The sequence below is a fragment of the Sunxiuqinia sp. sy24 genome (assembly GCF_052677165.1).
In genome coordinates this window covers 104,323-118,033 of record NZ_JBQYLH010000014.1, presented here as the reverse complement: position 1 = coordinate 118,033, position 13,711 = coordinate 104,323, and the positions used below count along the sequence as shown (strand labels likewise).

13 protein-coding genes are annotated in these 13,711 nt (G+C 41.3%); 8 read left to right on the top strand and 5 right to left on the bottom strand.

Annotation, left to right across the window (positions count from 1 at the left end; all coding sequences use genetic code 11):
- The first annotated feature begins 25 nt into the window (after positions 1–25).
- From ACUNWA_RS13155 to ACUNWA_RS13125, 7 genes are all read left to right on the top strand, one after another.
- Positions 26–1,156 carry an N-acetylmuramoyl-L-alanine amidase family protein gene (locus tag ACUNWA_RS13155; RefSeq protein ID WP_445592384.1) on the top strand — a complete coding sequence of 377 codons (1,131 nt, stop codon included), beginning with the start codon at positions 26–28 and terminating at the stop codon, positions 1,154–1,156.
- A gap of 72 nt (positions 1,157–1,228) precedes the next feature.
- Complete coding sequence (locus tag ACUNWA_RS13150) at positions 1,229–2,494, top strand: MlaD family protein (RefSeq protein ID WP_445592383.1); 1,266 nt, start codon at positions 1,229–1,231, stop codon at positions 2,492–2,494.
- Positions 2,495–2,769: 275 nt separating this feature from the next.
- Positions 2,770–4,200 carry a chromosomal replication initiator protein DnaA gene (gene dnaA / locus ACUNWA_RS13145; RefSeq protein ID WP_445592382.1) on the top strand — a complete coding sequence of 477 codons (1,431 nt, stop codon included), beginning with the start codon at positions 2,770–2,772 and terminating at the stop codon, positions 4,198–4,200.
- 53 nt (positions 4,201–4,253) lie between these two features.
- The gene (locus ACUNWA_RS13140) at positions 4,254–4,856 is read left to right on the top strand and encodes a YigZ family protein (RefSeq protein ID WP_445592381.1); all 603 of its coding nucleotides are present in this window, start codon (positions 4,254–4,256) and stop codon (positions 4,854–4,856) included.
- A 302-nt stretch (positions 4,857–5,158) separates the two neighbouring features.
- Positions 5,159–6,070: an aspartate carbamoyltransferase gene (pyrB, locus tag ACUNWA_RS13135; RefSeq protein ID WP_445592380.1), complete on the top strand. Its 912-nt coding sequence runs from the start codon at positions 5,159–5,161 to the stop codon at positions 6,068–6,070.
- A gap of 5 nt (positions 6,071–6,075) precedes the next feature.
- Positions 6,076–6,543: an aspartate carbamoyltransferase regulatory subunit gene (gene pyrI, locus ACUNWA_RS13130; protein ID WP_445592379.1), complete on the top strand. Its 468-nt coding sequence runs from the start codon at positions 6,076–6,078 to the stop codon at positions 6,541–6,543.
- Positions 6,544–6,595: 52 nt separating this feature from the next.
- Positions 6,596–7,042, top strand: coding sequence for a GAF domain-containing protein (locus ACUNWA_RS13125; RefSeq protein ID WP_445592378.1), 447 nt, complete (start codon positions 6,596–6,598; stop codon positions 7,040–7,042).
- A gap of 64 nt (positions 7,043–7,106) precedes the next feature.
- Here ACUNWA_RS13125 and ACUNWA_RS13120 read toward each other — a convergent pair whose 3' ends face one another.
- The 5 genes from ACUNWA_RS13120 to ACUNWA_RS13100 form a co-directional block, all read right to left on the bottom strand.
- The gene (locus tag ACUNWA_RS13120; protein ID WP_445592377.1) at positions 7,107–7,379 is read right to left on the bottom strand and encodes an RNA recognition motif domain-containing protein; all 273 of its coding nucleotides are present in this window, start codon (positions 7,377–7,379) and stop codon (positions 7,107–7,109) included.
- Positions 7,380–7,694: 315 nt separating this feature from the next.
- Positions 7,695–8,876, bottom strand: a complete 1,182-nt coding sequence (locus ACUNWA_RS13115; RefSeq protein ID WP_445592376.1) for a class I SAM-dependent rRNA methyltransferase — start codon at positions 8,874–8,876, stop codon at positions 7,695–7,697.
- Positions 8,873–9,451 (bottom strand): 3'-5' exonuclease, encoded by a 579-nt coding sequence (locus ACUNWA_RS13110; protein WP_445592375.1) that lies wholly within the window; start codon positions 9,449–9,451, stop codon positions 8,873–8,875. The genes ACUNWA_RS13115 and ACUNWA_RS13110 overlap by 4 nt, the downstream gene beginning before the upstream one ends.
- Before the next feature lie 2 nt (positions 9,452–9,453).
- Positions 9,454–10,089, bottom strand: a complete 636-nt coding sequence (locus ACUNWA_RS13105) for a DUF5063 domain-containing protein (protein WP_445592374.1) — start codon at positions 10,087–10,089, stop codon at positions 9,454–9,456.
- Between the two features lie 41 nt (positions 10,090–10,130).
- Positions 10,131–12,062, bottom strand: a complete 1,932-nt coding sequence (locus ACUNWA_RS13100) for a RecQ family ATP-dependent DNA helicase (protein WP_445592373.1) — start codon at positions 12,060–12,062, stop codon at positions 10,131–10,133.
- A 160-nt stretch (positions 12,063–12,222) separates the two neighbouring features.
- On the opposite strand from ACUNWA_RS13100, the gene guaB reads away from it, so the two are divergent.
- The gene (gene guaB, locus ACUNWA_RS13095) at positions 12,223–13,695 is read left to right on the top strand and encodes an IMP dehydrogenase (protein WP_445592372.1); all 1,473 of its coding nucleotides are present in this window, start codon (positions 12,223–12,225) and stop codon (positions 13,693–13,695) included.
- The last annotated feature ends 16 nt before the right edge of the window (positions 13,696–13,711 follow it).

The following is a 13,711-nucleotide window of genomic DNA, read 5'->3' as shown; positions in this document are numbered from 1 at the left end:
TTTGTCTCTTTCTACAATCATAAATATGGAAATTAGCCAAAGAATATTACTTGTTTTTGCTTTAGTAATCTTATCGTTTCCACTAACAGTTAAGGGTGGTGACGTACCGGACAAACCGTTTACGGTGATCATTGATCCCGGACACGGCGGCAGAGATCCGGGCGCTGTTATTAAACAGATCAAGGAAAAAGATATTGTTTTAAGCATCGGATTGAAGCTTGGAACTTATATTCGGGAAAACTTGCCCGAGGTGCAGGTTATTTACACCCGTAATAAAGATATTTTTGTTCCCTTGCACGAGCGGGCGGCCATTGCCAACAAACATAAGGCTGATCTTTTCATTTCATTGCATGCCAATTATTGTGGTACGCCTTCGATTACCGGAACCGAAACTTTTGTACTGGGACTGCACCGTACCGAGGAAAATCTGGATGTTGCAAAAAAAGAGAATGCCGTTATTCTTATGGAGGAAGACTACTCCACAACCTACCAGGGATTCGATCCGAACTCGCCCGAATCATACATCATGTTCGAGATGGTACAAGATGAACACCTTTACCAAAGCATTAATCTCGCGGCATCCATTCAGGATCAATTCAGAGATCGGGCAGGACGAAAAGACCGCGGTGTTAAACAAGCAGGTTTTTTGGTTCTACGACAAACCAGCATGCCCAGCGTATTGGTTGAGGCGGGTTTTTTAAGCAACAATTACGAAGCGAATTACATGAACAGCGATAAGGGACAAAGCTACCTGGCTTCGGCTGTTTATAGAGCAGTACGAGATTACAAAAAAGTAATTGATAGCAAAAGTGACTATAAACTAGTTGCGACCAACACTCCTGACGAAACTCCCGTGGTTGACCAACAAGCTCAGAAAGTCGCTGCAACTGAAGAAAACGGCATCTATTTTCGTATCCAGCTGGCTGCAAGCAGTAAGAAAATAGCAACCAACTCGTCCAATTTTAAAGGGCTGAAACAGGTTGAACGAATACAAATAAGTCCTGTTTATAAATACTTCTATGGAAAAACAGGAACATGGAAGGAAATACAAGCCATTAAGGATAAAATAAAGCCATTGTTTCCCGATGCATTCATTGTTGCTTTTGAAAAGGATGAAACCATTTCAATAAAAAAAGCCTTGCGAAAAATAAAATAATAGTTCGCCGCTCAATGTTTGTAATCCACCGGAATGCTCACTAATATTGTATAAACAAGCAGAAAACATTTTATGAAACTCACCAAGTATACCAAGTTAGGTCTTTTAATCGTGTTAAGTTTTGCCATCTTCATTTGGGGAATGAACTACCTCAAGGGGATTGATTTTTTCAAACAAAACACCACCTACAACGTCGTCTATGAGCGCGTTGACGGCCTGCTCGAATCCAGCGCAGTAATGATGAACGGCTACCAGGTAGGACAAGTTAAATCCATTGACTTTTCGGATAAAAATGATGGTAGTCTTCTGGTCGCATTTTCGATGGAAGGAGACTTTAAAATCCCGAGAGGATCTGCGGCACGCATCATCTCTTCCGACATTATGGGCACCAAGTCGATAAAACTGCAAATTGTTCCGTCCAATGCCTATTACCAACCCGGAGACACCATTCCTGGAAGTATTGAGGAAGATTTGAAAGAACAGGTCAGCATGCAGGTGCTACCGCTGAAAAATAAAGCGGAACAACTGCTCGGTTCACTCGATTCGGCCATCACCGTTATTACCTATGTATTTAATGCTGAAGCCCGGAAAAACCTGTCTGAGAGCTTTAGCCGGATCAATCAAACGATCCTGAATCTTGAAACAGCCTCCAATGAAATAAGTGAATTGCTGGTTTCCGAAAAGAGCAACCTGAAAGGTATTATTCAAAACATGAATGAACTTTCAGCAAGTCTGAATAATAACAGCGATGATTTCACCAACATTGTCAGCAATTTCTCATCCATCAGCGACAGCCTTGCCGCTGCCGATCTGGCCAACTTAATTGAGCAGCTCAATACGTCAGCAGAGGGCATGAGTAGTATTCTTAGCAAGATAGACACCGGGACAGGTACGGCAGGCAAACTACTCAATGACGAAGCGCTATATAGCAACCTGGCCGATATGAGCCAAAGCCTCGATAACTTATTGAAAGATTTCCGCAACAACCCCAAACGTTATGTACACTTCTCGGCCTTTGATCTTGGTAAAAATGTTTTCGTCTCTCCTCAAAGTGCTAAAGTTGAAAATAGGGACTCAGGCTACAATTTGAAAGTGCATTTAGTTTCAAGCCCAACAAGATTATCACTGCAGAATTCCATTTTTGAGAGTTTTAACCAAATGGAAGAAGTTGAAATATCTGGTGTCTATAGTTATCTTACTGGAAACACATCGGACATAGATGAAATTATGGAAATCCACTCCAAAGCCAAAATTATTTTCCCCGATGCCAGCATTGTGGCATTTAAAAATGGACGGAAAGTAAGACTGGAAAAGGCTTTAAAGAAATTAGGAAATTAGCATCTTTATTTTTTATAAAAAAATTCAAAATCGCAACTTCCTCTAAATACAGCGGTTTCAAAACGCCATGTCTGTAAAATACTGACGGAAAGACTGTTATAGAGCATAAAAAAAGTATTTCCTTTAACTGACTGACTAGTAACTAGGTTATATTGGTTTCATAAAAGTCAAGTCAAAATTGATTTTTTTAATAGTTATTTTTTCACAAAATTTGTTCTCGGGAATTCAAATAGGGAAAAAATTTGTCGAATAAATATTAAATCCTGCTGTTCAAAATGAGTAACAATCATCTTGCTGTATGGAATCGTTGTCTCTCAGTTATAAAAGATAATGTTCCTACAATTAGTTTTAAAACATGGTTTGAGCCAATTGTTCCGGTAAAAATCAACGATCAAGTATTGACCATTCAGGTACCAAGTCCTTTCTTTTATGAATATTTAGAAGAACAGTATATTGATCTGCTGCGTAAAACATTGCGCAAAGAAGTAGGAAACGATGCCAAGCTCGAATATGTTGTAGTAATGGGTAATAACCAAACGAACACACAACCATATACGGTTAAATACCCAACTACAAACAATAGTAAAATTCAAAATAAACCACTCAACATACCATTAAAAACTGAGGGGAAAGCTTCGATCAGGAATCCGTTTATTATTCCTGGTATTCAAAAGCTCCAAGTTGATCCACAATTGAAATCAGACAACACTTTCGAAAACTTTGTTGAAGGTGAATGCAACCGTTTGGCCAGAAGTGCCGGTTATGCCGTAGCACAAAATCCAGGAGGAACTGCATTTAATCCGCTGATGATCTATGGAAACTCAGGATTAGGAAAGACACATTTGGGACATGCCATTGGAATTGAGGTTAAAGAACGTTTCCCTGAGAAAATTGTCTTGTATGTTAATGCCAATAAATTTCAAACGCAATACACGGAAGCTATCCGTAACAATAACCGCAATGACTTTTTGCATTTCTATCAGATGATTGACGTGCTGATTCTGGATGATGTTCACGAATTTGCTGGAAAAGAAAAAACGCAGGAAACTTTCTTCCACATTTTCAACCACCTTCATCAAAGCGGCAAACAATTAATTCTGACTTCGGATAAGCCACCTATTGAATTGAAAGGCATGGAGCAACGCTTGCTTTCACGTTTCAAGTGGGGATTAACAGCAGACCTACAAGTTCCGGATTTCGAAACAAGAATGGAAATTCTGAAACGAAAAACCTACAAAGATGGTATTGAAATCAAAGAAGAAGTACTGGAATACGTAGCTTCTCATATTGGTAACAATGTTCGTGAATTGGAAGGTGCTTTAGTGTCATTATTGGCTCAATCAACCTTAAACCGCAAGGAAGTAACCATTGAACTGGCCAGCGAAATGGTCAATAAATTGGTTAAGAGCTCGAAACGCGAATTATCAATCGACTATATTTCTAAAGTAGTTTGCGATTACTTTAACATGCCGGTTGATACCCTTCAGGCACGAACCCGGAAAAGGGAGATTGTGCAGGCTCGACAGTTGGCGATGTACTTCTCCAAAAGCCTGACTAAATCATCACTGGCATCCATCGGCTCACAAATTGGAAAGAAAGACCACGCCACTGTATTGCACGCATGCAAAACGGTGAATAACCTCAAAGAGACGGATAAAAACTTCAAGTTCTTTGTGGACGAGATAGAAAAGAAATTAAAAATGTAACTGTAACTAGTGCTGGCAGATCAATATGATCTGCCTTTTTTATACCTTTAAAAATGACTGATTCATTTCGAACCATAACCGAAGCAGCTGAAGGCCTGTTTAAAGACAAAGGCAGCAAATTCATTGCCTACGCTTTTCCGGTTGAAACGGAGGATGAAATCAAAGAGCACATTCAAGAACTCAAAAAAGCACACCACTCTGCACGGCACCATTGTTATGCCTGGCGATTGGGGGCTTCCCAAAAGCGTTTCCGGGCCAATGACGACGGAGAACCTTCGTCAACAGCCGGCAAGCCCATTTTAGGACAAATTAGGCGCTTAGAGCTAACCAACGTTCTTGTTGTCGTCGTTCGCTATTTTGGCGGAACATTATTAGGAGTAGGCGGTCTTATCAACGCATACAAAGAAGCGGCAGCAGATGTACTGAATCAGACAACCATTGTTGAGCAACTGGTAGAAACCTATTTCAGGCTTGATTTTGATTATCCGAACATGAATCCGGTAATGCGCATCTTCAAGGAAGAAGGACTGGATCAAAAAGAAAATAAGTTTGAATTACATTGTCAAATAACAACATCTGTAAGACAAAGCGAGGCAGAGCGTATCATGGAGAAATTTCGGCAAATTCACGGCGTCAAGGTCACGCTTGTTGATTAATCCGGATATTGTTGATAAATCGCTAATAAAACACGTATAATATGCAATTGTTGCATGCACAATTTATTTAATTTTGGATTTTGATGAAGCGTTTAAACGTTCTATATGATTTCCCCATAGGTGACCAGGATCACCTGACAAATTTTTTTCCCATAATTAGACGTTTCATCAAAGTCTTGAATAGACATTTTTCAACTCAGCAAATTTATTTGTTACCGGTATATTATCCGGATAGTAAAAACCAACAGTGATTTTTTAATCCTGTTGGTTTTTTTTTGAAATCACTTAATGACACAGATCGAATGAATAAAAAAGATTTAATTTCCATCATGGATTATTCGAAGGAAGATTACCTGAGAATAATGAATCTGGCTGCAGATTTTGAAGCAAATCCCAATCAGAAATTATTGGATGGCAAAGTTGTAGCCTCGCTCTTTTTTGAGCCGTCAACGCGCACTCGTTTGAGTTTCGAAACTGCAATCAACCGCATGGGGGGACGTATTGTCGGGTTCTCTGATGCAGGTTCATCCAGCGTATCTAAAGGGGAAACCCTGCACGATACCATACGGATGGTTTCGCAATATGCTGATCTGATTGTAATGCGCCATCCCATGGAGGGAAGTGCCCGGTATGCCGCCGAAGTTTCTTCGGTTCCGGTAATCAATGCCGGCGATGGGGCCAACCAGCACCCTACCCAAACCCTACTCGACATGTACTCGATTCTTAAGACCCAGCAGACATTCGACAACCTGAATCTTTTCATGGTTGGCGATCTTCGCTATGGACGTACGGTACACTCACTCTTGATGGCCATGTCTCAATTTGAAAACCCGATTTTCAACTTCATTGCACCCGAAGAGCTTTTAATGCCCGAGGAATACAAGATTTACCTGCGCGAAAAAGGTATTCGCTATTTCGAGCACCTGGAATTTACCGATATCATTTCCGAAGCAGACATTGTCTATATGACCCGCGTGCAGAAAGAACGCTTTTCAGATCCGATGGAGTATGAGAAAGTCAAAAATGTCTATATCTTAAGGAATAGCATGCTTCAAAACACGAAGCCCAATATGCGCATTTTGCATCCGCTGCCGCGTGTCAACGAAATTGCCACCGATGTAGACCAAAACGAAAAAGCCTATTATTTTCAGCAAGCACTTAACGGGGTCTATGCCCGCGAAGCCATCATTGCTCACGCCTTAAATTTAAAGTAACTGTCATGAAAGAGCACAAGAAGAAATTAAAACTGAAAGTAAGTGCCATTAGCGAAGGCACGGTGATTGACCATATTCCTTCCGAGAACCTGTTTGATGTAATTTCAATTCTTGAATTGGACAAAACCTCTAACATGATCACCTTTGGGGCAAACCTGGACAGCGATAAGCTGGTCAAGAAAGCAATCATCAAGGTTTCGAATCAATTTTTCGAAAATGATGAGATCAACAAAATTGCTCTTATTGCTCCACACGCAAAGTTGAATATTATACGCGATTACGAAGTGGTGGAGAAAAAGGAAGTTACTATTCCCAATCAGGTTATTGGAATTGTTAAATGCTTCAACCCAAAATGCATCACCAATTCAGAACCAATAACTACGTCATTTTCGGTTATCTCAAAAGAGCCTATTGCGCTGAAATGTAAATATTGTGAAAAGATTACCCACGAAAGCCAGATGGTTATCAAATAGGCAGAGCTTAAAACTGATATAGAAATACGAATTGATTTAAAGGATGTAAAACATGAAAACAGATTTTTCTGCGATTCTGGAAGAGATAAAAGAGCTAGTAGAAAGCAATCCGACAGATCTGCACCTGCAGGTGTGCCAAATATTAAAAAAGAAAGTTTATCATTATGACTGGGTCGGTTTTTACCTGCTAAAAGAAGAGGCTTTAGTATTGGGCGACTATGTTGGTAAACCCACCGATCACACCAAAATTGCGATTGGGAAAGGTGTTTGCGGACAGGTTGCCGAAAAGAAACAAACCATCATTGTTCAAGATGTAAGTCAGGAAGACAACTACATTGCCTGCAGCCTGGATGTTCAATCAGAAATTGTAGTTCCGGTACTTCGCAATGGCGAATTTATTGCCGAATTAGATATTGACAGCCATTCTCCTGCTCCATTCTCAAACGAAGATCAGAAATTTTTAGAACAGGTTTGTACCTTACTTGAAGCTTCTTTTTAAAGAAAAAAGGTTCGTCCGGGATATCCCGGACGAACCAATATTTTTCACCATATAAAAGCCAGCATTAATAGCGATCTCTTCTCGGAGCTCTTTCCGGTCTGGGCCGGGCTTTATTAACTTTTATATTTCTTCCGTTTACTTCTGCTCCATCCAATTCTTCTACAGCTTTTTCGCCTTCGGCTTCTACAGCCATTTCAACAAAGCCAAAACCTTTCGCTCGTCCAGTTTCACGGTCCATAACAATTTTCACGGAGACAACTTCTCCGTATTCAGCAAAAATTCCACCCAGTTCGTCTTCTTTCAGATTGTAGTCCAGGTTACCTACGTAAATGTTCATAATTAAAAAATAAAAATTAGAAATGAATAAAAACATAACTGACGGGGTAAAAATGTGGACCAGAAAATTTAATTATTTGAATGAAATCGTCTCAGAGACCGAACAATTTCAACCCCACCCTAAATACATAAAATAACGTCAACAGTTGGGGATGAATAAGCATTCATTTTGCGGGAAAAGGTTGATTTTTATCTAAAAAATTTCCAATTCTCAACCATACTCTATACAAAAATAAGTATTGTTTCGAATCTGCAAATTTTTTAGATGTTTTTTTTGAGTAAAAATTATGCAAAATTACTGGAAAGTATCTCCCTCCTACTCAATGTATAAAACCAATCCTTTTAAATATTCGCCTTCCGGATGGTAAATATTGATGGGGTGATCAGCTGGTTGATGAAGCTGGTGCAAGATACGTACTTTACGCCCCGAAATGGCCGCTCCGGAAAACACCGCCTCCCGGAATTGATCTTTACTCACCACCTGAGAACAGCTAAAAGTGAACAAGATACCGCCCGGACGAATCTGCTCGAACGCTTTCGCATTAAGTCGTTTGTAGGCTTGCAATGCCTGACGCAAAGCACCTCTGTGTTTGGCAAAAGCCGGCGGATCCAGAATAATCAGATCATAACGGTCTTTCATGTCGCGCATAAAATCAAAAGCATCAGCAACATAAGCTTCATGCCGTGGATCATCCTCGAAATTCAAAGCTACATTTTGCTTAGTCAACTCAATGGCTTTGGCCGATGCATCAACAGAGTGCACTAAATTAGCGCCTCCCTGCATGGCAAAAAACGAAAAGCCTCCACTGTAACAAAACATGTTGAGCACATCGCGGCCTTTCGCAAACTGCTCAACCAGCTTCCGATTTTCACGTTGGTCAATAAAAAAGCCTGTTTTTTGCCCTTCAACCCAATCAACCTGATATGAAAGTCCATATTCCTGAACGATGCACGGTTCTGATTGTCCAAGCAAATACCCATTTTCAGGTTGAATATTGGCTTTAAACGGAAGTGTTTTATCACTCTTATCGTAAACGGAAACCAACTGATCGCCCATGAGTTCTTTAAAGATTTCGGCCAGCTCGTGCCGAACAAGGTACATACCAACTGAATGCGCCTGATAAACAGCCGTTCCGTTGTAAAAATCGACTATTAGCCCGGGCATGCCATCGCCTTCTCCGTGAATCAACCGATAAACATTGGTTCCCGTTTCAGTAAACCCCAAACTACGTCGAAGTACAAGAGCCACAGCAAGCTTATTTTTCCAAAAATCACGGTCAATCGTCGTATCTTCAAACGACAGAATGCGAACAGCAATCGACCCAATTTGAAAATGGCCGATGGCTAAAAATTCATCTTTACTGGAAACCACACGAACCAACTCGCCTTCTTCCAGTTCCTGACTAATATATTTGATTGCTCCGGAAAAAATCCAGGGGTGAAACCGGTTCAGCGATTGTTCTTTCCCGGGTTTTAAGGTAATTACAGGTAAGGTCATGATTGTGCAGTAATTAATGAATTGAAAATTTCGCAGGAAACCCAGGCATCGGTAGCCGCATAGCTAAGCTGTGCCTCGGATAATTGGTCCGCTTCCCAGTTCGACAAGCGTTGTGATTTGGAAATGCGAAATCCCAAAACAATACCGGTAATCTTTTTCAGACTAAAATCCTGAATGCCATAACCTTTTACCTCTTCTTGAAGCTCTATAAATCCTTGGGGAGAAAATCGGTTTATTTTTTGAAGTGCTTTGATATCATCCCGAATAGCCACCCCTACTTTAGCAATTTGCTCATCGGCTAAAATGTCTTTCAGCTCGTTGGGTAAGCCAATCTTACTAATCCGGAAAATAAAGGCTTTCTCGGAGGCTGACAGTTGTAAGAGCGCCACCTGATGAACCTGCCCCCGCTTAAATGAAGGTTTCGTCTCCGTATCAAAACCCAAAACATCTTGATCCCGCAAATAAGCGATGGCCGTTTTCAACTGATCTTCTTTATCAACCAAAACAATCTCCCCGTCAAAGGCATGTAAAGGCAAATCGGCCAGTGCTTCTTTTGTAATACTTTCTATAAACATATCTAATCTCCCTGGTTCTTAAATAATTGATTCAGCCAATCGGGCTTACTACTTGCACCATCGTCATCATCACGATCGTCTCTTTCCGGAGCCATTCTCACCTGATCTTCCAAATCAACATCGCCATAAATAAGCGCATGAATCGCCCGCAAAGAATTCACCAGACGTTGCCCCCAAAAGCTTTTAAAATTATCGATGCAAGTCCACAATGCTTCCTGCATAACCAACTCGTCACTCGTTCGGTAGGACATTAAAAAATCCTTCAAATCCTGATAAATATCAGCTAAACATTCCGAGATACTGGAGCTTAATGGCGCATCGCTAAATTGCATTTCCGCATCAAAAACTTCCTGAAAATCGTCATGTTCTCCCAGCAGATTCATCACTTTTTGTTGTAGAAAGTTGTAATCTACCTCGCTGACAAACTTTTCCAGTCCCATCTCTTCAAAACTTTCAACATCGGGCAAAACCGATGCTTTCAGGTACAATAAAGGCAAAACTTTTTGAACTTTGTTCAGTAAAGTGAGTGTTGTCTGTGTATTGGCAGCCTCCAGAAAGTTACAGTATTCATTGGCTACAGTAACAAACTCGATAACATTCTTTGAGTAAACAATTGGATTTAAATTTTCCCCGGTCATATAGTACAATTAAAGATGCAAAAATAATAAGATTTTCCGTTTCACTCGGTTTTTGAGCCATTAGTCTCCCGATTCTCTTTCCATTCCAGCTTATTATCAATGCGGCGAACAATCTTACCATTATCCATCAACCAACGGATAACCTTTATTTTCAAGTCTTCTTTACCTTTTAGCTTCATAATTAGTTCCTCAAAAGAACATGCTTCCAGCAAGTTATTTTTGATATCTTCAGCTAGCTGATCAAATTCCAGCTTGCTCAAATCCAACTCATTTCGTTCCAGACAAACATCGCATTTTCCACATCGAACCGACTCATCTTCGCCAAAATAGTGCAACAACACCTGGCTGCGGCACTTCAGTTTTTGGGTCGAATAATGAATCATCGCATCAATCCGCTTTTGATAATCGTGCTTGCGGTCAGCATAATGTTCTTTCGAAATCTTCAATCGAGTAATATCAATACGTTCTTTGGGGAAATAAATGTAGGGTGTATTCTTTCGGGGAATGTAATGAATAATTTTATAGGCATTCAGGTGATTCAGAAAACGATAAATCACCTCAAGGGTCAGTTCAGCACGCTTGGCCAGTAACTCCTCATTAATTTGCACATAATCGGAAAACAGACCGGAATACGATCGAAGTAATAACTTAATGAAGCCATCGAAGCTTGAGTTGGCCACCTGAAACTTATACAAATCGTCGCGACCAACGATAAAGGCCACACGCGATGGATTATCACTCTCTTCAGTCAACTCCAGGTAACCTTCACGCTGCAAAATTTTAATACTGCTGTATATGGCTTGAATTTGCATCTTGTATTTTGCAGCAAAATTACCCAAGTTGAAATCCTTGGTTTGATTTATTCCATAGCCAACCGCCATCTGAAAGGTATTGCAAAGCGCCTGATATACATTCTTAATGACCTGAATCTCGGGAAATGACTTCTCCACATTTTTTTTCAAGGCCAAAATATCGGACTTGCCGTAAATCAGCACCGCATAAGCTTTATTGCCGTCCCGCCCGGCCCGTCCCGCCTCTTGGAAATAAGCTTCGGGCGAATCAGCAGGACCATAATGAATTACAAACCGGACGTTGGCTTTATCGATCCCCATACCAAAAGCGTTAGTTGCCACAATCACCCGTGTTTTTTCCGATTTCCAATCGTCCTGTTTGCGCTCACGGTTTAAGCTACTCAGGCCCGCATGGTAATAATCAGCCGAAATTTGATTTCGCCGCAGGTATTCGCTGATTTCTTTGGTCATTTTCCGGCTACGCACATACACAATGCCAGTTCCTTTGGCCCGCTTCACCGATTGCAGCAAATAATTCAGCTTATCTTCCCGCTCGCGGACAATATAAATCAGGTTTTCACGAAAGAAGCTTTTCCTTAGGATATGCTCTTTCTTAAAGTCTAGTTGCTTCTGAATATCTTTTTCAACTTCGCGGGTAGCAGTGGCTGTAAGGGCCAAAACCGGCACATCAGGCAATAATTTCCGAAGTTCCGTAATTTTTCGGTAAGAAGGTCTGAAGTCGAAGCCCCATTGCGAAATACAATGTGCTTCATCAACCGTAATCAGATTGATGTCCATATTGGTCAAGTGCTCCTTAAAACGCTCGGTGTTGATACGCTCAGGCGATAAATACAAAAATTTGTAATCACCCCAACAGGCCTTGTTAAATGCAATTTTTATCTCTTGCTGACTTAATCCCGAATGGATGGCCAAAGCTTTAATGCCCTTTTTATTCAGATTCTCCACCTGATCTTTCATCAAAGAAATCAGTGGCGTAATCACCAGACAAATACCGGGCTTAGCCAACGAATACACCTGAAAAGTAATGGACTTACCACCACCAGTAGGCATCAATCCCAAGGTATCATTTCCTTCAGCAACAGACTGGATAATTTCTTCCTGCAATGGACGAAACACCGAATAGCCCCAATAGCGGGTTAATATGGACTTGAAATCACTCAAACGAACTAATTTTTTGCAATGATTATAAAAACAGATTCAACTTAACAAATTTTAATGAAATTTAATTTTTTTAATGGAGTCTTGCAATGCCTAGCTCCAAGCTTAATCCGGTTATTTTTTGTAGTTTTGGCCTAATATTTCAAACCAAAAAATCGCCACTATGTCGTTTTACGCCGATAAAATAGTCAGCAAGGGCTTAACATTTGATGATGTTTTATTAATCCCCTCATATTCTGATGTATTGCCTCGCGATGTTGATTTGACTTCTTCCTTCTCGCGCTCCATCAAACTAAACACCCCCATTGTGACAGCGGCCATGGATACGGTTACCGAAGCCACTTTGGCTATTGCCATTGCCCGCGAAGGCGGCATTGGAGTGTTGCATAAAAACATGAGCATTGTGGATCAAGCCCAACAGGTGATGACCGTGAAGCGAGCCGAGAACGGCATGATTTACAATCCAATTACTATTGAACGGCACAAGCTAGTCCGGCATGCACTGGAAATCATGAAAAACTATAAAATTGGAGGAATTCCAGTGGTCGATTCCAACAACCTGCTCGTTGGCATTGTTACCAACCGCGACTTGCGCTTTGAGCAAAACATGGATCGCCCGATTGCGGAAGTCATGACTTCTGAGAACTTGGTTTATACAGCCGAGTCAACTGACCTGGCAAAAGCGGCGGAGATTCTTCAGAGATATAAAATTGAAAAATTGCCTGTAGTTGACCAGCACAAAAAGCTGATTGGACTGGTTACCTATAAAGATATTACCAAAGCCAAGGACAAACCGTTGGCATGTAAAGATAAAAAAGGCCGGCTGCGGGTTGCTGCGGGTGTTGGTGTAACCATCGATTCGATGGATCGGATTGATGAATTGGTAAAAGCACAGGCTGATGCCATTGTGATCGACACTGCGCACGGGCATTCGAAAGGGGTGCTGGAGACTTTGCGAAAAGCAAAAGCCAAATACCCCGAAATTGATTTTATAGCCGGAAACATTGCGACTGCTGAAGCGGCCACAGACATGGTGCTTGCGGGCGCCGATGCGGTAAAAGTGGGTATTGGCCCCGGATCGATTTGCACCACCCGCGTGGTTGCCGGAGTGGGTCTCCCGCAGTTATCAGCCATTTACGATGTTGCCAAAAGCCTTAGAAATAGTGATGTCCCAGTCATTGCCGATGGAGGAATCCGTTATTCTGGCGACATTGTTAAAGCCATCGCTGCCGGTGCCAATTCTATTATGGCCGGTTCGCTATTTGCCGGCGTAGAGGAATCACCTGGTGAAACCATCATTTTTCAAGGACGCAAATTTAAATCATACCGCGGCATGGGATCTGTAGAAGCCATGCATGCCGGGTCAAAAGACCGATATTTTCAAGATGTAGAAGATGATATTAAAAAATTGGTTCCTGAAGGCATTACCGCCCGAGTTCCATACAAAGGAACGTTATACGAAGTGCTTTACCAGTTGATTGGTGGATTGAAGGCGGGTATGGGCTATTGTGGTGCTAAAAACATCGAGGAGTTGATGCATGCCAAATTTACCAAAATAACGTCATCAGGCATTCAAGAGAGTCACCCGCACGATGTGTCCGTAACGCGCGAAGCCCCCAATTACAGTAGTCGTTGAGCGGCACCACGCTCTA

Excerpts from the sequence above, each read along its gene's own strand:
- ACUNWA_RS13120 (WP_445592377.1), bottom strand. The coding sequence starts at position 7,379 with ATGAACATTTACGTAGGTAACCTGGACTACAATCTGAAAGAAGACGAA.
- ACUNWA_RS13115 (WP_445592376.1), bottom strand. The coding sequence starts at position 8,876 with ATGACCTTACCTGTAATTACCTTAAAACCCGGGAAAGAACAATCGCTG.
- pyrB (WP_445592380.1), top strand. The coding sequence starts at position 5,159 with ATGAATAAAAAAGATTTAATTTCCATCATGGATTATTCGAAGGAAGAT.
- ACUNWA_RS13125 (WP_445592378.1), top strand. The coding sequence starts at position 6,596 with ATGAAAACAGATTTTTCTGCGATTCTGGAAGAGATAAAAGAGCTAGTA.
- ACUNWA_RS13105 (WP_445592374.1), bottom strand. The coding sequence starts at position 10,089 with ATGACCGGGGAAAATTTAAATCCAATTGTTTACTCAAAGAATGTTATC.
- pyrI (WP_445592379.1), top strand. The coding sequence starts at position 6,076 with ATGAAAGAGCACAAGAAGAAATTAAAACTGAAAGTAAGTGCCATTAGC.
- ACUNWA_RS13155 (WP_445592384.1), top strand. The coding sequence starts at position 26 with ATGGAAATTAGCCAAAGAATATTACTTGTTTTTGCTTTAGTAATCTTA.
- ACUNWA_RS13140 (WP_445592381.1), top strand. The coding sequence starts at position 4,254 with ATGACTGATTCATTTCGAACCATAACCGAAGCAGCTGAAGGCCTGTTT.
- ACUNWA_RS13110 (WP_445592375.1), bottom strand. The coding sequence starts at position 9,451 with ATGTTTATAGAAAGTATTACAAAAGAAGCACTGGCCGATTTGCCTTTA.
- guaB (WP_445592372.1), top strand. The coding sequence starts at position 12,223 with ATGTCGTTTTACGCCGATAAAATAGTCAGCAAGGGCTTAACATTTGAT.
- ACUNWA_RS13150 (WP_445592383.1), top strand. The coding sequence starts at position 1,229 with ATGAAACTCACCAAGTATACCAAGTTAGGTCTTTTAATCGTGTTAAGT.
- dnaA (WP_445592382.1), top strand. The coding sequence starts at position 2,770 with ATGAGTAACAATCATCTTGCTGTATGGAATCGTTGTCTCTCAGTTATA.